This window comes from Shewanella sp. 10N.261.52.F9, from assembly GCF_041471165.1.
Classification (GTDB): Bacteria; Pseudomonadota; Gammaproteobacteria; order Enterobacterales; family Shewanellaceae; genus Shewanella; species Shewanella marinintestina.
This window is the reverse complement of sequence record NZ_JBFRNX010000004.1, coordinates 181,255-202,437: the sequence shown is the minus strand read 5'-3', so window position 1 is coordinate 202,437 and position 21,183 is coordinate 181,255. Positions and strand designations below refer to the sequence as shown.

The following is a 21,183-nucleotide window of genomic DNA, read 5'->3' as shown; positions in this document are numbered from 1 at the left end:
TTCTGATTGCTATCAAGTTTTTCTTAAAGTGAAGGGGAATACATTATTGTCGAACTTAAATGATAGACCAGCTTTTAAAAAGGCTAGTTAGCTTTATTTTAGAGATAAAAAAGCCGGTTTAACCGGCTATTATTAATATCTTAATGAGTATAAAAGCACTTCTACATCACTTTTAATGATATCGTTAACGCTACTTGTGCATTTCGCGTTCTTTATTTAAAAACTCGAAGCCACTCTTCATAAAGGAAAAGTTTTCTTCGTCTGGTAACGAGCGTACCTGGGTCAGCATTAGACCAAAAGCAGAGTCGATCATCAGTCTATCTGACAGCTTTAAATAACTGTAGACCACAGGTCTAAGTACAACTGAAAACTCACCGGTTAGATCTTCAAAACGCCCTTGCACAATCGCTTCGGTATTTTTTACTAACTCTCGCATACAAAGCGCCGCAAGCAAGGCATTTTTATCGCTGAAAGATTGATACTGCGCTGCGCGCGAATATCCCGCCTTTTTATGTACGTCAGACATATTTAAGGCAATCATACCTTTTTCTTTGACTAACTCTGTCGCTGCGTCGAGAAGCGCAGTTTCTTTTTCTGTAAGCATGGCCATATTCCTGCAAATATTTCTCTCATTAGATGTGGTTATCTGAGGAATGTCAACCAGATTGTATATACACCTGTTTAAAGTGTGTACAAATTGTATCGTTGTATTTGATTGAATTCGTAGATGAATCGACCATCGCCTTGTTAATATTTTCGAGTATACTATGGCTAGTAATTTCCTATTGAGGGCAGATAAATGGCCGAAGAAACCATATTTAGTAAAATTATTCGTCGTGAAATTCCAGCTGATATCTTGTATCAAGATGAGCTTGTGACTGCATTTAGAGACATCACCCCCCAAGCTCCTACACATATTTTAATTATTCCTAACCATTTGATCCCAACAGCCAATGATATTAAGGCATCGGATGAAAAAGCATTAGGTCGCATGATGTCTGTAGCTGCTAAGCTAGCGCAAGAGGCGGGTATTGCGGAAGACGGTTACCGTTTAATAATGAATTGTAATCAACATGCAGGGCAAGAAGTGTTTCATATTCATATGCATTTAGTGGGTGGTCATCCACTAGGGCGAATGCTGAGCCCAAGTGCATGAAATTAGGCAGCGATAAAAAATCTTTAACTGCTATGGCAACGCGTTTTGTTGACCAACTGACACAATGTAGAAAGCTAAAGTTGCAGGTATTAGAGGCCAGTGGTGACCATGTCTTAATGGAGCTGCCTTACGATACTCAGTTAGTTGGTTATCCTGATACCGGCGTTATTCATGGTGGAGTCATTACCACGCTAATGGATACAGCTAGTGGTTGTGCAGTCGTTTGCTCAATCTTCGATAAATGCGATTTGCTTGAGATCTCGCCAACGCTCGATTTGCGGGTTGATTACATGAAGCCTGCTGAGCCCCATAAACCCGTTTATGGTCATGCACAATGTTATAAATTATCGTCAAGCGTGGCGTTTACCCGGGCAATTGCCTATCAAGACTCTATTGATGATCCTATTGCCCACGCCGTTGGCTCATTCATGCGTATTAGTCCTGAGATGGTTGGCGAAGAATTTAGGCAAGCTTTGATGGGAGACGCAAATGAGTTCTAATGAAGCCATGCTTGTTGATGATAGCGCTAAACTAGACGTTAAAAGTATCGTTAAAAAGGCGACTGAGCTCAATGACTTTGGTCATCTACTCGAGCACGTTCCCTATGCTAAATTCATCGGCATGGGAGTTGAGCGTTTTGGCGATGAGTTGGTGTTCAAGTTACCCGCAAAAGATGACAACATAGGTAATCCTATTTTACCAGCCTTACACGGCGGTGTGATTGCGGGATTTATGGAAATGTCGGCGATAGTGCAGTTAATGGTATTTATGCAAACCACTAAGGTGCCTAAGGTGGTCGATTTCTCAATTGACTACTTAAGAGCGGGTTACCATAAAGATAGCTTTGCTGAGTGTAAGATCACCCGTCAAGGCCGGCGAGTGGCCAATGTAAGCATTAATTGTTGGCAAACCAATCGTAAGCATTTAATCGCCACCGCAAGAGCGCACTTTTTGATAGATTAGTGCTAGATTATACAGATAAGCATAAATGCAATGCTAATGAGTAATAAAGGGGATGGATATGAAAAAGGTTTTATTGGGGCTGTTTACCGCATTAATTATTACCGCATGTGCGCCACATACCGCCGGTGTCATGGCTGGCTCTGACGGCCAAGTGCGTGTTGATAACAATAGTTTTGGTAAAGAAGTTCAAGTAGCCAACATCATGGCACGCCCTGAAGGTGGCTTTTTACGTGGTACTGGCACTATTGTCAGCCAAGTTTCTACCGACCTTAGACTGCAATACAAGTTTACCTGGTATGACTTAAACGGTATGACGATTGATGATGAAGGGGTTAGCTGGAAGTCAGTCAAACTTCATGGTAAACAACAGTTGCAGGTCAGTGCTGTTGCACCTAATGCCAATGCGACTCGCTTTGAGCTTTATGTCAGAAAAGCTTTCTCTAATTAGTAATTAAAAGTCGACGAAAGCGACAAAAAATACGTCTGTTAAAAAAACGTCAGTTAAACTGGCGTTTTTTTATGCATAGCGTTCAGGTTTTTTAAGAAGTCTGTCACTGAGTTGTAAAATTCATGTATAATCGCGCTCGCCAAGGGGTGTTAAAGTCTATCAATCGAAAGTTGGATTTGTAGATTTATACTGAGATGTTGCAAAACGAACCCTTTGAACCTGATCCGGCTAATACCGGCGTAGGAATGGGCCACAATTCATTTTCCGATCGCTTCTTTACTGATGCCGGATCTCAAAATTTTACTTTGAGGTCCTATGTTAAATCTAAATTCTTATTCGCCAATTGCCCTCGCGGTAATTGCAGTAATTTCATCTCCCAATGTTGCTGCTAATAGCCAACAAACTTCAACTCCTGACGATATCGAAGTGATGGTAGTTACATCCGATTTTCGTGGTTCAGCATTAGAAAAAATGCCTTCAAGCGTTACGGTTATCGACCAGCAACAAATTGAAGATGAAGGCGCGCAGCATTTCGAAGATATCTTGAATAATATTGCTAACTTCAATTGGTCTGGTGGCAGCTCGCGTCCAAAATATTTTCAAATCCGTGGTGTCGGTGAGCAAGAAGAGTATCAAGGAGCACCTAACTCCTCGGTCGGTTTCGTGGTAGACGATATCGATTTATCAGGCTTGGGCATGGTTTCAAGCATGTATGATTTACAGCAAGTTGAAGTTCTGCGCGGTCCGCAAGGCACACGTTATGGTGCTAATGCACTAGCGGGTCTTATCTACCTTAAGAGTAACGATCCGACAGATGTGTTTGAACATGGCGCCGAGGTTTCATTAGGTAATGATAACCTACAAACCTTTAGTGGTTTTAGTTCTGGTCCTGTTACCGATTCGGGGAATTTATTATATCGCGTGTCTTTGCAACAACATCAGCAAGATGGCTATCGCGACAACCTTTACCTTGATCGAAGTGATACTAATAATCGTGATGAGTTTACCGGGCGCGCTAAGTTACGTTGGTACGCAACAGACGATTTAGAAATTGATTTAACTCTACTACATGCAAATTATGATAATGGTTATGATGCGTGGACATTGGATAATAACGGTTTTGATACGTTAACCGATGCGCCAGGTGTTGATAAACAGCGCACAACTGGTTCATCGCTTAAGTTCACTTATACAGGAGCCGAGGACTTTGAGTTGACCTCATTAACCTCTTTGGCACAATCAGACACTCGCCACAACTACGATGGCGACTGGGCAAACCCTGATTATTGGGCAAGTCGAGATTGTGACGGTAGCCCATGTGAATATGAATATAACTGGGATAAAAAAGGCGAAAGAAAAACAGTCACTCAAGAGTTTAGATTGTCTTCTACAGAATCAGGTCGCATTTTTGCTGATAGCACTGATTGGTTAATCGGTGTTTATGGTATGGATTTGCAAGAAGATAACGACACTGTTGATAGCTACAGCCAGTTATCTGCCGAATATCGAGCTCAGAATTATGCACTATTTGGTCAATTAGACTCAGATTTAGGCTCTAGCTATGCGCTGTCTGTCGGTTTACGTGTGGAGCGTCGCGATAGTGATTATAGCGATTCTGCAGGTGATGAGTTCGACCCAAGTGAAACGATGTGGGGAGGGCATATTGCGCTGAGCAAAGCGTTAAGTGAAAACCATGAATCATATATTCGTATAGCACGTGGTTATAAAGCTGGCGGCTTTAATATGTCATTGCCAGAAGAAGTCGCGGATAAAAAAGAATATGACACTGAAATCCTCTATAACTATGAGTTGGGCTTAAAGTCGACTTGGTTAGATGGCCAAGCAAACACCAACTTCGCATTATTCTATATGGATAGGCAAGATCAACAAGTTGCCGCGTCTCAGCAATCAACGGTACCAGGGCAAGAAGGTAACTTTATCTTGTTTACTGAAAATGCTGGTAGCTCTCATAACTATGGTGCTGAGCTCGATGGTAATTGGTATGCCACTGATAACCTACAGGTGTACGGTAGTGTAGGCTGGCTTGAAACTGCTTATGGTGATTATCAGTATGAAGATAAGTACGGTACAGTTGTTGATTTGTCGGGCCGTGAGCTAGCCCATTCACCAAACTTTACTTTTAGTTTAGGGGCGACATACCGCAGTGATAGCGGCTGGTTCGCGAATGTAAACGCCAGTGGTAAGAGCGACTTTTACTACTCAGACAGTAATGAGTCAAAATCAGATGCGTACCAAGTCTTTAACGCAAAGGTTGGCTATGAAGCCGATATTTGGTCTGTCTACCTGTGGGGACGTAACTTGTTTGACGAAAAATACGGCGTTCGTGGTTTTTACTTCGGTAATGAGCCTGATTTGGACTGGGCAGATAAGCAATATATACGCTATGGTGACCCACAACAAATTGGTATGACGTTTAACGTTAAGTTTTTGTAATCGTAGATTTAAATCACTTTAATTCATTAACAATATTATTAAGCCGTCGGTTCAAGACGGCTGAGGTTAGTAAGATGAAATTGACTGCAGAGATCAGTTGTTACCCGCTACAAGATAATTATCTAGAGCCTATTAAATGGTTTATTGGTCGCGTTGACTCTTACGAGAATATCCAACGTGTTACTAATGCGATGGCTACTCAAGTTGTTGGTGAATATAGCGACGTAATGTCAATGCTAGCGATTGAAATGCAAGCAGCCCATGAGAAGTTCGGCAAAGCCGTATTTGTGTGTAAGTTTATTGGTGGTGAGCTAAATTTAAACCATAGCGAGTAAATGGCGACTGTTACAATACACACGCTAAAATGGTCACAGTGCAGTTTTGTTCTGTGACCATTTTTTACATAATAATAGAACTATTTAGTGATTGTTTACGACTAGATGGAGAGCGTTTTACATGTCTGAATTTTGGCTGACTCTAGTCAACAGCTTTACTAGCGCTTTTGGTGAAGCACAAGCTTTGACCGCATGGGAAGCTGTAGCCGTATTATTAGCTTTGGCGTACCTTGTTTTTGCCATGAAGGGCAGTATTTGGTGCTGGGCTGCTGCATTCACCAGTACCGCGATATATACCGTGCTTTTTTGGAATGTGGCTTTGTTAATGGAGTCGCTACTGAACGTTTATTATATGGCCATGGCGGTTTATGGCTATTGGATGTGGACAAGGGGAGGGAATAAACATGCCGGTGTTAATATCGTTTCTTGGGGCTTAACGACCCATATTAAGTTAATTAGCGTAACCGCAGCGATTTCTCTAGTTGTCGGTCATTTTATGGCGACGCAAACACAAGCCGCATTGCCTTACTTAGATGCCGCAACGACTTGCTTTGCTGTAATGACTACCTATTTGGTGGCTAAAAAGGTTTTAGAAAACTGGATCTATTGGTTTATTATTGATGCCGTTTCAATTTATCTGTATGTAAGTAAAGGTTTGATGTTAACGGCCGTTTTATTCATTCTTTATTTAGGTATGGTAGTTTTCGGCTACTTTATGTGGCGCAAAACGATGCAACAACAGTCTGCTACAGGACTAAACTTTTCGACAGGTGCTGTATAAGTGCCCGCTTTACTAGCTAAATTAAGCCCATATTTTCAAGAGGCCAACCTGTCAAATATAAGCCTTATTGCGCCTCTAACTCAGGGGTTAAGTAATGACAATTACTATGTGCGAGCCAGACATCCTAGTCAAGCTCAAGAAGCTGAGTGGGTGTTAAGGCTTAACAGTTGGGCTAGCTCACAGATCTGCAACCGTGATAGTGAAGTGGCCAATTGGCGCTTGGCGAGTGATGCGAATCTAGCGCCAAAAATTGTCTATGTGAGCTTAGGTAATACTTTCTATGTGAGTGAGTTTTTTGCTCAAAATGAGCAATGCTGCTGGAGTGAGCTAATGGCAGCAAATAGCTCTCACCCTATTAAAAGTACGCGAGAAAGCTGGCCAGGCGCAGAGCGGAAACTTTTACAATTACTAAATGGATTACAAAGCTTACCTTTGCCACATAATGAGATAACACTTGATTCGCAGTGGCACATATACCAAGAACGATTAGCAGGTATGCAAGCAAAGATATTGCCGATATTACAACACGGTAGTCAACGGCCTAGTGAGGTTCCTGAGTCGTGTTTATTAGTGATACTGAAACGTTGGCAGCACCTTTATACAAACCTGTGCGACTCTGGATGCTCAATTAACAATATGTTGGTCAATTTAGCCGGTTGCATGGTAAACCTGCAATACAGTCATCGTGATTTAAACCCATATAATGTATTGGTGGTAGACGATAAACTAAAGTGTATTGATTTTGAATATGCCTGTAGCTCACATCCGCTATGCGATCTTGCAGCTGTTATTGCCAGTCATTCATTATCATCTACTCAGCGGCACTGGTTGATAAGTCAGTATCTAAAAAATAATCCAAATTTAAACCAAACGGCGGACAAGGGCGTGGAGTCTGCAGTTGATCTTTACTGGGTATTTGCAGTCTGTTGGGCGTTACAAATGGCATTTGATAGCTTACTAGCTGATTTTGATATAGGTTTAGAACTAGAGACCTATTTAACAGAACAAACTGTTTTCGCTAAAGGAGAAGATTCAAATGCTGCAGCACTAAAAAGGGACGATTATCACTCTGTGTACGAGTATCTAGATTGTGCTGAGCAATACTTTAAACTGATCTCCAGCTGTACATAGTGGTCTATTGATTCCTCGCTCTATCCTTACTTTGTTTGATATCTAATATTGCTGTTGTTATTCGCCCGTATAACAATTTGTATCGCTCTGAACTTTCTCCATTGTTCTATGCTAGGTTATAACAATCTATATAGGTATTTAGCGTTCGTTAAAGTGTACTCATCTTTATCATCTCTAGATTTAGTACATTTTGAGTCGTTTAACTTCATATATTGTGGCACTTAACCATTTTAAGCGTTTCTACTTTTGAAAGTCTAAGTAGTCTAATTAATCGAATTGGGGATGTATGAAGAAATGTGCTATTTGGATAACACTCGTTGCTTGCCTTATAGGTTGTTCGACTAAGGTTGGTTATTATTTTTTAGATTGGGCGATTGAATGGAAACTCGAAGAGTATGTCAGTCTTAATGATAGCCAGCAGAGTCAATTTGACACATTGTTAGATAAATTCTTGCGTTGGCACCGTAATGATGAACTTGTGCGTTATGAACAACATTTAGCGAAAATAGCAATAGAAATACAACAACAAAGTTTAACACCTAAATTGTGGCGTGAGCATGTGCAACAAGCAAAAGGTCATTGGTTACGTACATTTGAATTTATAAAACCTAAGTTAGTACCTTTGGTTGCTTCATTTAGCGACCAACAAGTTGCGCAAATTATTGCCCAGTTAAAAGTGGATGAAGTTGAATTAAATCAAAAGTATTTAAATAAGGATCAACAAGAACTGGTTGAAATGGCTGACGAGCGGATCACTAAGCGCGTCAAGCAGTGGTTAGGTAAGTTATCTTCCGAGCAGGAGCAAGCAATTCATCAATATAACGTTAATCGCGGTAGTACACTTGATATGTGGCTAGAGTACCGTCACGAGTGGATCCGTTTATTTTCTCAGACGTTGAAAAATCGCCACAATACAGCGGCCCTTTCCCACAGTCTTTCTGTACTAATGACTCAGCCTGATAGCCTTAAATCTGATGCCTACCAAGCTGCGCTTGATAAAAATACCAATGAATTTGGCCAGCTGCTTATCTTATTAAACCAACAAGCCACCGAAAAACAAAGGCGCCATTTTCAAAATAAACTTTCCGGATTACAACAAGATTTGATAGAGCTTAGTGAATCGGATGAATAACGGCTTGTGCTTATTTTTAATGAGAATGAAAGTTATTCGACTTTACAATGGTCTATATAGCTAAATCTGTAGCTGACAACTATTTTTACTGTATCGGGTCATTAGCAAAAGGGCCCAGTATGCTATGTCAGAAAGCCATCGGCGTCATCAAAGCGATATGTTAAGGCAACTGATTTAGCGCAGCTAAAAATCATATACAAGATTCAATTTAGCGACAAAAGACGCAAGTTTGAGAGAATAACTTTAAGAGGGAAGCACATGCAATTAGTTAAACTGTATCAACGATTATTAGATGGGTTTAAATTCGTTGAAGGCATAGCCCCTTTGGGGTTACGGCTTTATCTTGCACCGGTATTAATGCAGGCTGGTTACAATAAACTATCAAACTTTAGCGATACAGCAGCTTGGTTTGGTAATCCAGATTGGGGGTTGGGTTTACCTTTTCCTGAGGTCATGGTTGCACTTGCCGCAGGTACTGAATTTTTTGGCGGAGCATTACTTATCGTTGGTTTGGCTACTCGGCTTATCGCTATACCGTTAGCATTCACCATGTTAGTCGCTGCTTTTAGCGTCCACATTGATAATGGTTGGTTAGCGATTGCGGATGCTAGTTCATGGTTAGCGAATGAAAATGTTTTAGCCTCTGCGGATAAACTGGCTCGTGCTAAAGAGATCCTACAAGAAAATGGCAATTATGAATGGCTGACCAGCTCTGGCAATTTTGTCATATTAAACAATGGTATTGAGTTTGCGATTACTTATTTACTGATGTTGCTTGCTCTTATTTTTATGGGGGGAGGTCGTTATACCAGTCTTGATTATTATATCGCTAAACGAAACGGTGTTGTTAACTAGAACCTAGCTCATGAGTTAACAAGCGAACTAAGCTATAGCAGTAATATTATTAAAGTATCACCAAAAGAGTTAATTAAGCTAATTAGACTAATGCTTTTCCAAACAAAATAGCTAATTTATTAAATCCCACTAAATAGGTGGGATTTTTTATGTGCGCTTGATATTCTCAAGTGACACTCGAATATGGGTAATCCTTTTTTCGTGAAAATGTTTATAAGGGACAATCATTTGGACGCATTAGAATTATTATTGACTCGTCAATCAACTCCGAGATTAACTCAACCAGCCCCATCACCTATTGAGCTGCAGCATATTTTAGATGCAGCCACTCGCGCCCCAGATCATGCGGGTCTGACTCCATGGGAGTTTATTATTGCCGAAGACGATGGTTTAGCTCGCCTTGGTGATATTTTTGTTAGTGCACTTAAAGCTAAGGGGGCAGATGAAGATTTGATCGTTAAAGCTAAAAATATGCCGCTGCGTGCACCTATGGTCATTACTGTCGTCGCCAAAGTCACCGAGCATCCAAAGGTACCAGAGCTAGAGCAACATCTTGCAGCAGGCTGCGCCGTAATGGCAATGCAACAAGCTGCCTTTGCTCAAGGTCTGGGTGGAATTTGGCGCACTGGAGAGCTGGCTTTTGACGCCAATGTTCATCAATTACTTGGCTTGGAGCAGCAAGATCAGATTGTCGGTTTTCTCTATTTAGGTACGCCAGCATTGAGCGCACCAACTAAAACATTAAAAGATGGTATGACTTTCGCTCGATATTTATAGAAGATTGCAGACAGGTTTAAAGCGCTGAATAGTCCATTAGTGTGGTATTGCTGGCATGTAAGTGGCTTTCAACAGTGATTAAGAATTATCCTTATAGGTGTTGAACAAGTTTCATAAAAGTTAGCTTATAACGATTTGATAAGCATGCTAGCTTAGACAAGCATTTGACAGGAGGTTATGGTGAACAAAGAACTACAACAGGAAAGCTTAACTGGCGAGCATATCGTCCTTGAACCACTGACCCTAGAGCATCAAGCTGCGCTGAGTATTGCTGTCTCTGATGGTAACTTGTGGGAACTATGGTATACCAAGGTTCCCCATCCCGATGACATGAAAAGTTATATAACTTCGGCATTAGCATCTGAAGCTCGAGGAGAAACACTAGCGTTCGTGGTGAGATGCCGCCATTCCGGTGAAGTTATTGGCTGTACCCGTATTTGTCACTGGTATCAAGAACATCGTCGTTTAGAAGTGGGATATACCTGGTATGCCAAAAGTGCTCAGCGCACAGCTGTGAATACCGAGGTAAAACTACTTCTTTTAAGCTATGCGTTTGAAACGCTTGACGTGATGGCGGTTGAGTTCAGAACGCATATTCAAAATCAAGTCTCGCGTCTAGCAATCAGCCGTTTAGGTGCTAAACAAGACGGTATTTTGCGTAATCATCAATTACTCAAAGATGGCACAATTAGGGACACGGTGGTTTATTCGATTATTGACAGCGAGTGGCCGGATATTAAGCAAGGTCTGAAACAAAAGCTACTGAACCATCAAGCAATAACACTTTAATCTCTAGTACTTCGTTAGGTGTAAGCTGCGCCTAACGAAAACTATCCCTAATAACTAAATATCATCATTAAGTCTTATCCCCAATGGCATGTATCTTTTGAAAGCAATCTAAAAAAAGGAGGGGGCAAGATCAATATTTGCTGCTATTGATGATACAAAATCTTCTGCAGTAGTGGTCATGACTTTGAGGTCCATCCTCAAAACGGCAATACTCAAGCACATTGTGAGGTGTTGGCATTTAAAAATATGAGACGTTTTTTCGCTATACGCTTGATATTCAATAAAAGCTAAAGTAGAAATATATAAGTTAGCTTATGTTGAGTGACCTATATTAACCGTCTATTGCCAATAGAAACATCATCTATAATGTATATGTTGGTTAAAATTGAGGTCATGTCTACATTTCAATATGAGCTAGATACGAACAGCTAACAAAAATAAAAGGAATATTGTCGATGTTTGCAAAGGTTAATCTCGCCATCTGCGTAGTAAGTGCAAGCTTATTGTCTTTCAATAGCTTCGCGGGAGAAGCTGAAGATGCTTTTGTCGGTGAGCTAGCAGATTGCGCTGCGTACTATCATATTGCTTCTGATGCGATTTCCGCTATGAACGCACCGCAAATGGCGGCGGTAGTTGATCGTTTAAAGGTTTCTGGTGAACAAGCAGAGCAATTGGCTAAGCAATACCATACAGAAGATCAGGTTTCTGCTGCTATTGTCGCCGCAACTGAGAAGCATAGAGCTACAATGCCAAACTCTAAGAGTTTAGGTCCATTAATGGGCAAGTATAAAGAAACGTGTCAGTCGATAATTGCTCAGCCGGATAAACGTTTGGACTATTGGACCATGACAACCATGTAATTGCTAATAGAGTCAGTTTGTTTGCTAGAAGAGGTGAAATAGTGCGTTTTTTTATTCTCGGCAACAGATAGCAAACTGAGAAACAGCATACTGTCAAAAGAGTGATTCAAAAGGGAGTACCTGAAAAGGACTCTCTTTTTATTTTTGCTAACTGCTTTTATGACTAAACAGTCGATTTTGAGACTGATGCTTTGGTTTAATCTTATCAATCGTATTATGTTGCCATCTAACTTTGTAAGAATGTTGGCGGCCAGCCTGTCTCTTATGCAACTAGGCTTTGGTGTTAGATTACTAAGGCATTACCGAGCAAACTAGAAAACCTAATTTTACAGAACGGTTAAAACAGTCACTGTATCTGTTTTAGCCGTAATAGCTAAGTGATTATGCTTAACAGGGGGATAGATGAATATTTATTTACTGATCGCAGGGATGATAGCGGTACTCACTTTTATTGGTCATTTGAGTTATGGGCGCCGCGAATTTTTACTGCCGATGCTGCGGGCAGACTATGACCCTACAGCAAAAGCAATAATGCACTGTGTTTTTCATTATGTGTCAGTATTTTTATTGTTATCTAGCGTAGTACTAATCGCTTGTGCGTTTGCAGCCGTAGCGCTAATGCAAAGTTTTGGCATGTTAATTTTTATTGCGGTTAATTTTGGTCTTTTTGCTATTTGGCAGTTGTATATTGGTTTTATGACAGACGTAAACGTGTCATTTAAGCGCTTATTTCAATGGATTTTATTTGTCTTAATCGCCGTTTTTACTTTAGCCGGAGCGACTCTTGGTTAGCGCTAGGGGAGCTATTAAATAAGCCTTGGTGCTAAGAGTAATAATCAGGTACGAACATATTAATTATTAACTTGCGCGGAGCTATGCATGGAACACCGCGCCATTTATGCAGTATAGCTAAGCTGCATGCAGGCTAAGGTTTTTCTTGGTATTTAGTTGTCGTAAGTGAGTGGATTATAGTTGCTATTTTCGCTTAGGGCAGGCTAGCTTGTATTTTTTACTTAGCTTAAGTATATTGTATTCAATGTTTAAATGGATTGAAACATTATTAACAAGGACTGAAGATGTTACCTATTCATAAACTTTATTTTCCTCCTCAATCACCACTCCTGTTTCAATCATCTTATATATCGAAAAAGATAATTAATCGCTAACGAACATTAGCAAAATAATATTGTCTGACGAGTAATAGATTTATATTATTTTTATTTACAAACTTTTGCAGTGCAACTGGTCAACGGTTATCTTACTTAACGGTATGATAAGCGGTATCAATGATTGTTAGCCCTGCTAAACGAGCCTGTTATGATTAAAGTCCAGCAATTAGCTAAAGAATACCCTATGGGGGATAGCTGCGTAAAAGCGCTGAATGGTGTCAGCTTTTCTATCGCAAAAAATGAGTTTGTTGCCATTATGGGACCGTCGGGGTCAGGTAAGTCAACCTTGATGAATATCATAGGTTGTCTCGATAAACCAACATCAGGTAGCTATAGCTTAAACGAGCAAGAGGTTGCAGAACTTGACGACGATGCTTTATCTGCAGTACGTAATAAAGAAATTGGTTTTGTATTTCAGAGCTTTCATTTATTGCCGCGTCTCTCTGCGTTACAGAATGTATTATTACCGCTGAGATTTGCTGCTGAACCTACACAAGATACCGACTACGCCCATGAACTGCTAGAGCGAGTGGGACTTGGGACTCGATATGATCATCGTCCCAACCAGTTATCAGGCGGCCAGAGACAACGCGTGGCTATTGCGCGCTCGTTAGTCAATCGTCCTGCAATATTACTTGCCGATGAGCCAACTGGTGCGCTAGACAGTAAAACCTCTATAGAAATTATGGCGTTATTTACCGAGCTTCATCAGGCCGGGCAAACCATTATTCTGGTGACTCACGAAGAGGAAGTCGCAGCCTACGCGCAGCGGATTATTCGTATGCGTGATGGCGATATCGTTGAGATTGAAGAGCGAGGTAACAATGCTGCTTAATAAGTCTATAAACACTAAGCACTTTGATGTTGATAACGTCGATGTTGATAACGTTAGTGTTAATCGCTCTTTTGCTCACAAATGCCAAGCGCAATATCGCTTGTTAAAGGGGGTTTTCCCCGTATTACTGCTTAACAGTTTTTCTGCAGTAGCGATGGCTAATAATGAGATCGCTGTGAGTACTGATATTCCTGTAGCTGTTGTCGCTAATACAGCCTCTGCAGGTTCAGCAATCGCTACATTACAACAAAAAGATCTGGCGCCGCTATTATTAACTGGTCAGGTAGCTTCGGTGATCTCGCAGCCGTTTGTCGTTCCCAAAGCGGGTGACTCCTGGCGTTATCAAATTCAATGGATGATGCCGGAAGGTTCCCTAGCTGACCCTGGTCAAGTTGTAGTGATTTTCGATAAAAGTGAAATCGATAATCGAATTGAACAGCTTGAAGGCACTTTACTCCGTGTGACTGCTCAGGAGCAAAGTCAAGCTATTGAGCTTAACGGCCAGTTATTACAAGCAAAATTCGACTTGAAACAGGCTAAGCTCGAACTTGAAAAGGCGAAACTCGACGCGGCTATTCCTGCGGAATTTATTGCTGCTAAAGACTATGCCGATAATCAGTTTAACCAGCTTAAAGCTGAATCAGAATTATCGAAAAAGCAAGAAGCTCTGAGCGAGGTTGAAGATAAACGCAGCGCATCTTTATCGCAATTAGCTATTGATAAAAAAAGAGCTGAACTTGAATTATCTCAAGCGCTTTCAGGTCTTGAACAACTCGAATTACGCGCTAAAATCGCAGGACCGGTATTATATGGTCGCGACCCGTGGAGCGATAAAAAATACTCAGTAGGTGACAACGTACAGATAGGCAGGCAAGTCGCTAATATTCCAGCGTTAAACGATTTAGAAGTGGTCGCTTGGGTTAATGAAGTCGATGTCGACCGCATTACTATTGGCGAGCCTGTGCAGTTACGCCTTGATTCACAATCTTCAATTTTATTGAGCGGCAGCATCAATGAAGTCAGCCGACAAGCACGTACACAAGCTGCTTGGGGCAATAGTAATTGGTTTAAAATTGCGATTAAGTTTACTGCCGACGAGCGGGTTGAAATAATTCCCGGTATGAGCGTGTTAGTAGAAGCGGGAGCCAGCTCATCATGAAAAAAACAGCCATAGTAATATGCCTGCTATCGACTTTGTTTACAGGTTGTAGTGACAAAGTCGTGACTCAAGTTGAATCTGGCATATTGGATCAACAAATCGAAGTAACTGGAGAGTTAGTGTCAGCCAATACCGTCAATTTAAAGCCGCCGGCATTAAGACGTGTATGGCAATACCAAGTCAAAATGTTAGCGCCGGAAGGCAGCCAAGTTCAAAAAGGCGATAGGGTCGCTCAGCTTGATACTTCAACCTTGACTCAACGTTTGTCGGTTAAGTCAGCAAATTTGGCCACTACAGTACAAGACATTGAAACCTCTAAATTGCGTAATGCTAAAAAGTTAGAAGAGTTAAAACTTGAATTAGCTGAAGCTAAAATGACTCAAGAAAAAAGTCAGATGAAAGTTGATATCTCGGATGAAACCGTTTCGGTTATCGATCAGCAAAAGTATTTGAGAGATGCGGTGATTGCCAAAGATCGCGTCATTTTGATTAACCAAAAGATCCAGCTTGAAATAAAAGGCGCAGAGCAGCGCATGAAGATGTTAGCCGGCGACCAAAAAAAGTTTGCAGCAGAAGTCGCAGCTCTTGAAAAAGGCATTAAGTCGCTAACCTTAATTGCTCCACGTGACGGGATGGTGGTGTATGGCAATGACCAGCAAGGTAATAAGCTTGCTGAAGGGCAGAATATTTTTGGCGGCGACTCGGTATTAAGCATTCCAGATCTGCAACATATGCAGGTCAATATGACGATACCTGAAGTTGAAGCTGGGCGAGTAAAAGTCGGCCAAGCGCTAAAAATCCGTCTTGATGCTAATCCTGAGAAAAGTTTTAACGGTAAAATCATTGAGCTAGGTGCTGTTTTTAGAATAAAGAACCAAGACGTTCCTTTGGTTATTTTTGATGCTGTTGCCAGTATTGATGAAGTGGACTCTGAATTAATGCGACCAGGCATGACGGCCAAGATAAGTATCGATATCGCTAATAAAGCGGCAGAATTATTGTTGTCGTTAGACGCCGTTCATTATGACAGCGGTAAGGCGTATGTGATTAAGCCTGGATTATTTAGTGATAGTAAACAATACGTCAGTTTAGGCGCCATGGGCAAAGAACAAGTTGTTATTAGCAAAGGGCTGAGCAAAGGAGAAGAGGTGTTACTGCCATGATAAAAAAAACAGTAAAGTCCTTTGTTAGTTGCTATAAAGTGCAACAGCAAAAAGAACAAAGTCACAGTAAATTGATTGCTAGTAGCTTAATGCTGAGCGCAGTATTGCTGATGACGGCATGTAGCGATCCTGCTAGCAACGGCGTATTAACTTTTGAAGTGAATCGTTCTGATTTTAAAGTCGATATCCCTGCAACAGGTGAGTTAGAGGCCAGTAACTCCACTACCGTAAATGTGCCGACAGGTCTTCGAGGTCCACAGTCACTGGCGTGGATTATGGATAATTTTAGCAGCGTTAAAGCGGGTGACGTTGTAGCAAGGATGGATGGTACTCGAGAGAGTTTTCGATTGGAGATGGAAGCGCTCGATTACGACCGTTTAGGTCTTGATAGCCAGATCCAATCGCAAAAAGATAAAACCATTGATAAGTCACTGAGCACCGACACAAAGTTAACTGCCCAAGAGCAAGATTTAGCTGAACGCTTTTTTAGTGAAGATGAACGTGTTTATACCAAAATAGATATTATTGATCAGATGCGTAACCAAGATTATCTTGAAGCGAAGATGGATTTTTATGGGTGGGGAATTAGCCAGCATGGCTCTCAAGCAGAAGCTGAGCAAGAGCTGATTAAATTAAAGCAAAAAGGCCATAAAGCGAAAATGAATCGCTATTCAAACAACCTTAAGCAGATGGAGATAGTCGCGCCTCACGACGGCTTATTTGTTGCTCAGCCAGGTTGGAATGGTGCTTTACCTGTGCCGGGAGACATGATGTGGTCGGGGATGGCTATAGGCTTATTACCCGACACTTCTAAGATGCAAGCTAAGCTATTTGTACTTGAATCCGAGGCGTTAGGTTTAGCGATAGGCAAACCTGTAACCTTATATCTTGATGCGTATCCAGAGCTCGCGCTAACAGGGACGCTAACGCAACTCGACGCGTTAGCCAAAGCAAAGGAGCAAGATAGCCCGGTTAACTATTTTCAAATAACAGTTAGTCTAGATGAAACTTTGGTTGAAATTATGCAGCCCGGCCGACAGATTAACGCCATGGTGCATGCGCTAGACATCAAAGATGTCATTACTGTGCCTAATCAAGCCTTGTTCCAAAAGTCAGGTGAGTACTGGGTTTATCTAAAAACAGCAAAGGGCTTTGCTAAGCAGAGTGTTACTTTAGGTAATCGCAGTTTAAACCGCACGGTAATAAAAGAAGGATTAGCGCAAGGTGATACCGTTGCGCTTACGACTCCGCCAAAGAGGAATCGAGTATGACCCAGAATAGACCCTTGGCGGATCTCACTCACCTTTCCGCTAACAAAAGCTCAATTCCACTTGCTGTATATTGGGAAGGTATAAAACAAGCTTTTGATGAAATGCGTCATCATAAACTGCGAACTTCGCTGACATTACTCGGCATGATATTTGGTGTTGGTGCGGTTATTGCCATGCTAAGCGTTGGCGAAGGGGCTGAGCGTGAAGCATTAAAAATGATTGAGTCGATGGGTGTAAATAATCTTGTAGTAAATGCTCGTAGCGCTGAAGGTGAAGCACTAAAATCGGAGCGCGAACATAGCATTGGCTTAAGTTTGCGTGATATTGAAAGTGCTCGCGATACTTTGCCATTTGTTGAGAACTGGAGCGCAGAGAAAGACGTTAAGGTTTTCAGTTTATTTAGTTTAAAGGGCCGTAGTGACGCGAAAGTATCTGGTGTTACGCCAAGCTATTTTGACCTGAGCGCATTGCCGTTAGGTGAGGGGCGTACGTTAAACCCTAGTGATGAGAATTATTATCAGCAAGTTGCGGTACTCGGGCCTGAAGCCGCGAGAAGTTTATTTCCGCAGGGTAACGCGATAAACAGCCTTATAAAGGTAAACCATCAGTGGTTTACTGTGGTCGGCGTGCTTTCTGAAAAAGAGGGCAGTAAGTCGAGCATTCAAGGGGTTAAGCTTGGCGGGGAACGAAATCAGGTGTTTATTCCGTTAACCACAGCGTTAAAAAAAATGCAGTTTAACAGTTTAGAAAGTGAGCTTGATGCATTTAAACTGGCGTTGGCTGATGGCGTTGAGCCTTCGTTAGCGGCTAAAAGTTTGCAACATCTGTTGAATCGGCGCCACGGTGGTGAAAAAGACTTCGATGTAGTCGTACCTGCAGACTTGCTTGCACAACACCAAAAAACACAGCAGATCTTCAATATTGTGATGGCATGTGTGGCAGGGATCTCTTTGCTCGTTGGGGGCATAGGTATTATGAATATCATGCTGGCGACCATTCTAGAACGTACTGGAGAAATTGGTTTGCTCAGAGCTTTAGGGGCAAAACGCAAAGATATAGCGCGTCAGTTTTTAATTGAGAGTATCGCAATTTCGGCTACAGGCGGCATTATTGGAATAGGTGTGGGTTTACTATTAGCACTCGTCATTTCATCGGCGGCGGGTTGGCCTGTTGCTTGGTCACCGTTTGCTATTTTATTGGCACTAGGCGTGTGTATGACGATAGGCGTGGGGTTTGGTTTATACCCAGCGAATAAAGCTGCCAAACTGGATCCGATTGTTGCCCTACAGCGAGATTAATGGCCGGGGAAGTCATTTCGGTAGCAGTTATACATTAGGGTTGAAATAGCAATCTGTAAGTAACATGACCCGTGGTTTCGCCACGGGTTGTTTTTTAGTGATACCCATATGTCTTCGTATAGGAAGAGCGTGTTGACTCATGCAATTTAGATTGGCTTAGTCATATGGTTGATGAACCTGCGTTAAGCATTCAACTATTTGATTGTTTTAAGTTCTGTAACTCCTCTTGAGTCGAAGTGAAATCAGATGTTTTTACAGTATTGGTTATGGCTGCTCTTTTTGGCTTCAAATCTACAAGCTAATAGCGCTTATCAATTAAGTTGTGCTTGCGATTCAAATTGTTCTCCCTGAAAGCACCTGTAACCCATCTTCGTGATTTGCTTTGAGAGGAATACCTTCATTGAGGCAAGGTATAAACCAAGAGATACTCGACAAGCGAGCAAGCCACTTAACCATCAAGCGGCATTTTATTAAGGTGTGATTATTGAGATGCTTAGTAGCGAGGTCATGAACATTAGTTGCCAGAACCCATAGAGTAATGATGTTATGATTTGTTAAAGACCTCGCCTTATTCATATCTATCCTAAATGCGAATGATGATGTATGACAGCAAAGGCGCATATGTCCAAAAAATATCGGATAATGCTTCTATTTCATCAACAATTCAGCCGTGTAGATGTTTATCATATACCTTCGCCAGACAAGTAATACACCGAGATTGATAATGTGATAAGCGCGTTGTTTCAGCATCGATTAGGGGACATCTTGCAGAGCTCATGATAGCAATTCTTCACTAGCAGTAGTGATCAGGTTACTAAAAGTTTTTGAGAGCGGGACGATAGAACAAAGGTATAGCTGTCTTTTCTTTTGGCTCTCTTTTTTCTAAAAGAGGTATGCGTCACAACTTAATAAAGACATTTCCCATCAATAACCTAAATTCGTTAAGCTAGGTCACAATACTGTGAGCGCCTGCGCAAGGTGCTCCCCAAGCTTACTTGCGACGGCACCTTGAGGCTCTAGTGAAACTAAACCGCAAGCGCATAGATGCTCACCTACTTAGCACAATCAAAATTACATTGCTGATTGTCATTGTGTTTTCGTTGGTCAATTTTTCCTTTCAGTACATGAACCTTAAATCGTTCCGGGAAAGCATGGTCGAAACCGCGCTGGAGGAGACGACTAACCACATTCCCAATGTGCTTCGAGAAATTAATAAAAATTACGCTTATACCAGCAAAATATTAGCAGAGCTATATGCCGAAAAGTTAGCCGATGGTTATCAGGTAGATAAACTATTGCTCGAATTGCAAAGCAAGCAACGCGCCATTGGTGTTAAACAGATTGGTTTAGTGGACTCCTGTAATGGCCTTTATCTCGACACCCTTGGTCGAGTTCTTCAGCTTGATATCAGTTCAGCAAGAGATCAGTGGGTTCAAGAGTTTATTGATGGCCAAGCCGACTATCGCTATGCCTTGTACGATCCAGACGAGCTTGAATATGAGAGCCTGTATTCGTTCTACTATGACCATAAGATCAAAGACGACCATGGAAAGACGATAGGGATCCTTGGGATAGGCTTAAACTATGAAGACCTATATCAGCGTATTCAGGGGCTTGATAATAACATTGACATCAGCTTTCTGAATTTAGACGGAGACATTCGGCTGCCCAAAAATAATAAAGGCAAATCTGTATTTTCTTTGTATCCCAATTTATCAAAACAGCAGTTTGACTTAATCGAACAGCAGGACCAAATTTTGTGGAGCAATGGCAACCGTGAAAACTATTTGGTTTACTTTCATTACTTAGCAGACATCAATCGAATTTTACTGCTTAAAATGGACAACACGGATTATTACAACAATTCGAGAAAGCAATACTTTGTCTCATTTTTGATCGGCCTAGCATTAATTTTTACCGTTGCTATCCTTAACCTGTTTTATATTTTCTATCAAAATAAGCGTCTAAATAAGAGTGCGTTTTATGATTTACTTACCGGTTGTTACAATCGTAATTATTTAGAGAACAGGATTAAATTAAGGCCGTTTTGGCGCCAATTGACCCAAGCTCAATGCTCGATGTTGGTGTTTGATATTGACCATTTTAAACACGTTAATGACAGTTTCGGTCATCTAGAAGGTGACAAAATGTTAAAGCAGGTGGCGTCCGTTGTGCGTAACTGCCTAAGAGAAAGCGACCATTTTATTCGCTGGGGCGGTGATGAATTTCTCGTTCTGATTGAGATGCCGCTTCAAGAATCGATGGCTATCGCGAACCGAATTCAGCTACGAGTTGAACAAGAAACGTCCGTCACGTTGTCTCTCGGCATAACCGATATTACCAGCAATGACAGTTTTCAAACAGCCATGAAGCGAGCTGATTCAGCTCTCTATGAAGCCAAAGATAAAGGACGCAATCAGGTTCGCGTCTGCTGTAAAACCTTATAATCCGCTAAAAAATAACACTTGGCCCCCATGAATACAGTTTGAACTCACCGCTAAAATGGTTTCGCAGGAACGTTTTTTGGTGGAAAGCAACACACTTGAAAAAACTAACTAGGCCCCTTAATAGGTTCACGCTTGCTGATACGAGATTGTTTGTAAAAAA

The 21,183-nt window shown here is 41.4% G+C and carries 21 protein-coding genes and 1 riboswitch; of the genes, 20 read left to right on the top strand and 1 reads right to left on the bottom strand.

Annotated features, from left to right (window positions below; genetic code table 11):
* Positions 1-190: 190 nt before the first annotated feature.
* The gene (locus tag AB4298_RS03835) at positions 191-604 is read right to left on the bottom strand and encodes a helix-turn-helix domain-containing protein (protein ID WP_371985785.1); all 414 of its coding nucleotides are present in this window, start codon (positions 602-604) and stop codon (positions 191-193) included.
* 195 nt (positions 605-799) lie between these two features.
* On the opposite strand from AB4298_RS03835, the gene hinT reads away from it, so the two are divergent.
* The 20 genes from hinT to AB4298_RS03735 all read left to right on the top strand — a co-directional run bounded on the left by hinT (position 800) and on the right by AB4298_RS03735 (position 21,023).
* The gene (gene hinT / locus AB4298_RS03830) at positions 800-1,156 is read left to right on the top strand and encodes a purine nucleoside phosphoramidase (protein ID WP_248998389.1); all 357 of its coding nucleotides are present in this window, start codon (positions 800-802) and stop codon (positions 1,154-1,156) included.
* A complete protein-coding gene (locus AB4298_RS03825) occupies positions 1,153-1,656 on the top strand; it encodes a PaaI family thioesterase (RefSeq protein ID WP_248998390.1) in 504 nt (167 codons plus the stop codon). The genes hinT and AB4298_RS03825 overlap by 4 nt, the downstream gene beginning before the upstream one ends.
* Positions 1,646-2,119, top strand: a complete 474-nt coding sequence (locus AB4298_RS03820) for a PaaI family thioesterase (RefSeq protein WP_248998391.1) — start codon at positions 1,646-1,648, stop codon at positions 2,117-2,119. The genes AB4298_RS03825 and AB4298_RS03820 overlap by 11 nt, the downstream gene beginning before the upstream one ends.
* Positions 2,120-2,177: 58 nt before the next feature.
* Positions 2,178-2,567 carry a YcfL family putative periplasmic lipoprotein gene (locus AB4298_RS03815; protein WP_248998392.1) on the top strand — a complete coding sequence of 130 codons (390 nt, stop codon included), beginning with the start codon at positions 2,178-2,180 and terminating at the stop codon, positions 2,565-2,567.
* Between the two features lie 132 nt (positions 2,568-2,699).
* Positions 2,700-2,830: riboswitch (TPP riboswitch) on the top strand.
* Positions 2,831-2,882: 52 nt separating this feature from the next.
* Positions 2,883-5,021 (top strand): TonB-dependent receptor, encoded by a 2,139-nt coding sequence (locus tag AB4298_RS03810; RefSeq protein WP_248998393.1) that lies wholly within the window; start codon positions 2,883-2,885, stop codon positions 5,019-5,021.
* A gap of 74 nt (positions 5,022-5,095) precedes the next feature.
* Positions 5,096-5,356 carry a hypothetical protein gene (locus tag AB4298_RS03805; protein ID WP_248998394.1) on the top strand — a complete coding sequence of 87 codons (261 nt, stop codon included), beginning with the start codon at positions 5,096-5,098 and terminating at the stop codon, positions 5,354-5,356.
* A 121-nt stretch (positions 5,357-5,477) separates the two neighbouring features.
* Positions 5,478-6,137 (top strand): nicotinamide riboside transporter PnuC, encoded by a 660-nt coding sequence (gene pnuC / locus AB4298_RS03800; protein ID WP_248998395.1) that lies wholly within the window; start codon positions 5,478-5,480, stop codon positions 6,135-6,137.
* Positions 6,138-7,268, top strand: coding sequence for a phosphotransferase (locus AB4298_RS03795; protein WP_371985784.1), 1,131 nt, complete (start codon positions 6,138-6,140; stop codon positions 7,266-7,268).
* A gap of 286 nt (positions 7,269-7,554) precedes the next feature.
* Positions 7,555-8,400, top strand: a complete 846-nt coding sequence (locus AB4298_RS03790) for a DUF6279 family lipoprotein (protein ID WP_371985783.1) — start codon at positions 7,555-7,557, stop codon at positions 8,398-8,400.
* A 258-nt stretch (positions 8,401-8,658) separates the two neighbouring features.
* The gene (locus tag AB4298_RS03785; RefSeq protein ID WP_248998398.1) at positions 8,659-9,255 is read left to right on the top strand and encodes an HvfX family Cu-binding RiPP maturation protein; all 597 of its coding nucleotides are present in this window, start codon (positions 8,659-8,661) and stop codon (positions 9,253-9,255) included.
* Positions 9,256-9,483: 228 nt separating this feature from the next.
* Positions 9,484-10,032 carry an NAD(P)H nitroreductase gene (locus AB4298_RS03780; RefSeq protein WP_248998399.1) on the top strand — a complete coding sequence of 183 codons (549 nt, stop codon included), beginning with the start codon at positions 9,484-9,486 and terminating at the stop codon, positions 10,030-10,032.
* Between the two features lie 180 nt (positions 10,033-10,212).
* Positions 10,213-10,821: a GNAT family N-acetyltransferase gene (locus AB4298_RS03775; RefSeq protein WP_371985782.1), complete on the top strand. Its 609-nt coding sequence runs from the start codon at positions 10,213-10,215 to the stop codon at positions 10,819-10,821.
* 455 nt (positions 10,822-11,276) lie between these two features.
* Entirely contained in the window at positions 11,277-11,681 is a 405-nt protein-coding gene (locus tag AB4298_RS03770; protein WP_248998401.1) for a hypothetical protein, read from the top strand.
* 402 nt (positions 11,682-12,083) lie between these two features.
* Positions 12,084-12,473, top strand: a complete 390-nt coding sequence (locus tag AB4298_RS03765; protein ID WP_371985781.1) for a hypothetical protein — start codon at positions 12,084-12,086, stop codon at positions 12,471-12,473.
* Positions 12,474-12,998: 525 nt separating this feature from the next.
* Positions 12,999-13,685: an ABC transporter ATP-binding protein gene (locus AB4298_RS03760; protein ID WP_248998403.1), complete on the top strand. Its 687-nt coding sequence runs from the start codon at positions 12,999-13,001 to the stop codon at positions 13,683-13,685.
* Positions 13,675-14,844 (top strand): HlyD family secretion protein, encoded by a 1,170-nt coding sequence (locus AB4298_RS03755; RefSeq protein ID WP_371985780.1) that lies wholly within the window; start codon positions 13,675-13,677, stop codon positions 14,842-14,844. The genes AB4298_RS03760 and AB4298_RS03755 overlap by 11 nt, the downstream gene beginning before the upstream one ends.
* Positions 14,841-16,007, top strand: coding sequence for an efflux RND transporter periplasmic adaptor subunit (locus tag AB4298_RS03750; RefSeq protein ID WP_371985779.1), 1,167 nt, complete (start codon positions 14,841-14,843; stop codon positions 16,005-16,007). The genes AB4298_RS03755 and AB4298_RS03750 overlap by 4 nt, the downstream gene beginning before the upstream one ends.
* An 89-nt stretch (positions 16,008-16,096) precedes the next feature.
* Positions 16,097-17,278, top strand: a complete 1,182-nt coding sequence (locus AB4298_RS03745) for an efflux RND transporter periplasmic adaptor subunit (RefSeq protein WP_248998542.1) — start codon at positions 16,097-16,099, stop codon at positions 17,276-17,278.
* Between the two features lie 101 nt (positions 17,279-17,379).
* A complete protein-coding gene (locus AB4298_RS03740) occupies positions 17,380-18,576 on the top strand; it encodes an ABC transporter permease (protein WP_371985831.1) in 1,197 nt (398 codons plus the stop codon).
* Positions 18,577-19,727: 1,151 nt separating this feature from the next.
* Complete coding sequence (locus AB4298_RS03735) at positions 19,728-21,023, top strand: sensor domain-containing diguanylate cyclase (protein WP_371985778.1); 1,296 nt, start codon at positions 19,728-19,730, stop codon at positions 21,021-21,023.
* Positions 21,024-21,183: the final 160 nt, after the last annotated feature.

Excerpts from the sequence above, each read along its gene's own strand:
- AB4298_RS03835 (WP_371985785.1), bottom strand. The coding sequence starts at position 604 with ATGCTTACAGAAAAAGAAACTGCGCTTCTCGACGCAGCGACAGAGTTA.
- hinT (WP_248998389.1), top strand. The coding sequence starts at position 800 with ATGGCCGAAGAAACCATATTTAGTAAAATTATTCGTCGTGAAATTCCA.
- AB4298_RS03825 (WP_248998390.1), top strand. The coding sequence starts at position 1,153 with ATGAAATTAGGCAGCGATAAAAAATCTTTAACTGCTATGGCAACGCGT.
- AB4298_RS03820 (WP_248998391.1), top strand. The coding sequence starts at position 1,646 with ATGAGTTCTAATGAAGCCATGCTTGTTGATGATAGCGCTAAACTAGAC.
- AB4298_RS03815 (WP_248998392.1), top strand. The coding sequence starts at position 2,178 with ATGAAAAAGGTTTTATTGGGGCTGTTTACCGCATTAATTATTACCGCA.
- AB4298_RS03810 (WP_248998393.1), top strand. The coding sequence starts at position 2,883 with ATGTTAAATCTAAATTCTTATTCGCCAATTGCCCTCGCGGTAATTGCA.
- AB4298_RS03805 (WP_248998394.1), top strand. The coding sequence starts at position 5,096 with ATGAAATTGACTGCAGAGATCAGTTGTTACCCGCTACAAGATAATTAT.
- pnuC (WP_248998395.1), top strand. The coding sequence starts at position 5,478 with ATGTCTGAATTTTGGCTGACTCTAGTCAACAGCTTTACTAGCGCTTTT.
- AB4298_RS03790 (WP_371985783.1), top strand. The coding sequence starts at position 7,555 with ATGAAGAAATGTGCTATTTGGATAACACTCGTTGCTTGCCTTATAGGT.
- AB4298_RS03785 (WP_248998398.1), top strand. The coding sequence starts at position 8,659 with ATGCAATTAGTTAAACTGTATCAACGATTATTAGATGGGTTTAAATTC.
- AB4298_RS03770 (WP_248998401.1), top strand. The coding sequence starts at position 11,277 with ATGTTTGCAAAGGTTAATCTCGCCATCTGCGTAGTAAGTGCAAGCTTA.
- AB4298_RS03765 (WP_371985781.1), top strand. The coding sequence starts at position 12,084 with ATGAATATTTATTTACTGATCGCAGGGATGATAGCGGTACTCACTTTT.
- AB4298_RS03760 (WP_248998403.1), top strand. The coding sequence starts at position 12,999 with ATGATTAAAGTCCAGCAATTAGCTAAAGAATACCCTATGGGGGATAGC.
- AB4298_RS03755 (WP_371985780.1), top strand. The coding sequence starts at position 13,675 with ATGCTGCTTAATAAGTCTATAAACACTAAGCACTTTGATGTTGATAAC.
- AB4298_RS03750 (WP_371985779.1), top strand. The coding sequence starts at position 14,841 with ATGAAAAAAACAGCCATAGTAATATGCCTGCTATCGACTTTGTTTACA.
- AB4298_RS03745 (WP_248998542.1), top strand. The coding sequence starts at position 16,097 with ATGCTGAGCGCAGTATTGCTGATGACGGCATGTAGCGATCCTGCTAGC.
- AB4298_RS03740 (WP_371985831.1), top strand. The coding sequence starts at position 17,380 with ATGCGTCATCATAAACTGCGAACTTCGCTGACATTACTCGGCATGATA.
- AB4298_RS03735 (WP_371985778.1), top strand. The coding sequence starts at position 19,728 with ATGGTCGAAACCGCGCTGGAGGAGACGACTAACCACATTCCCAATGTG.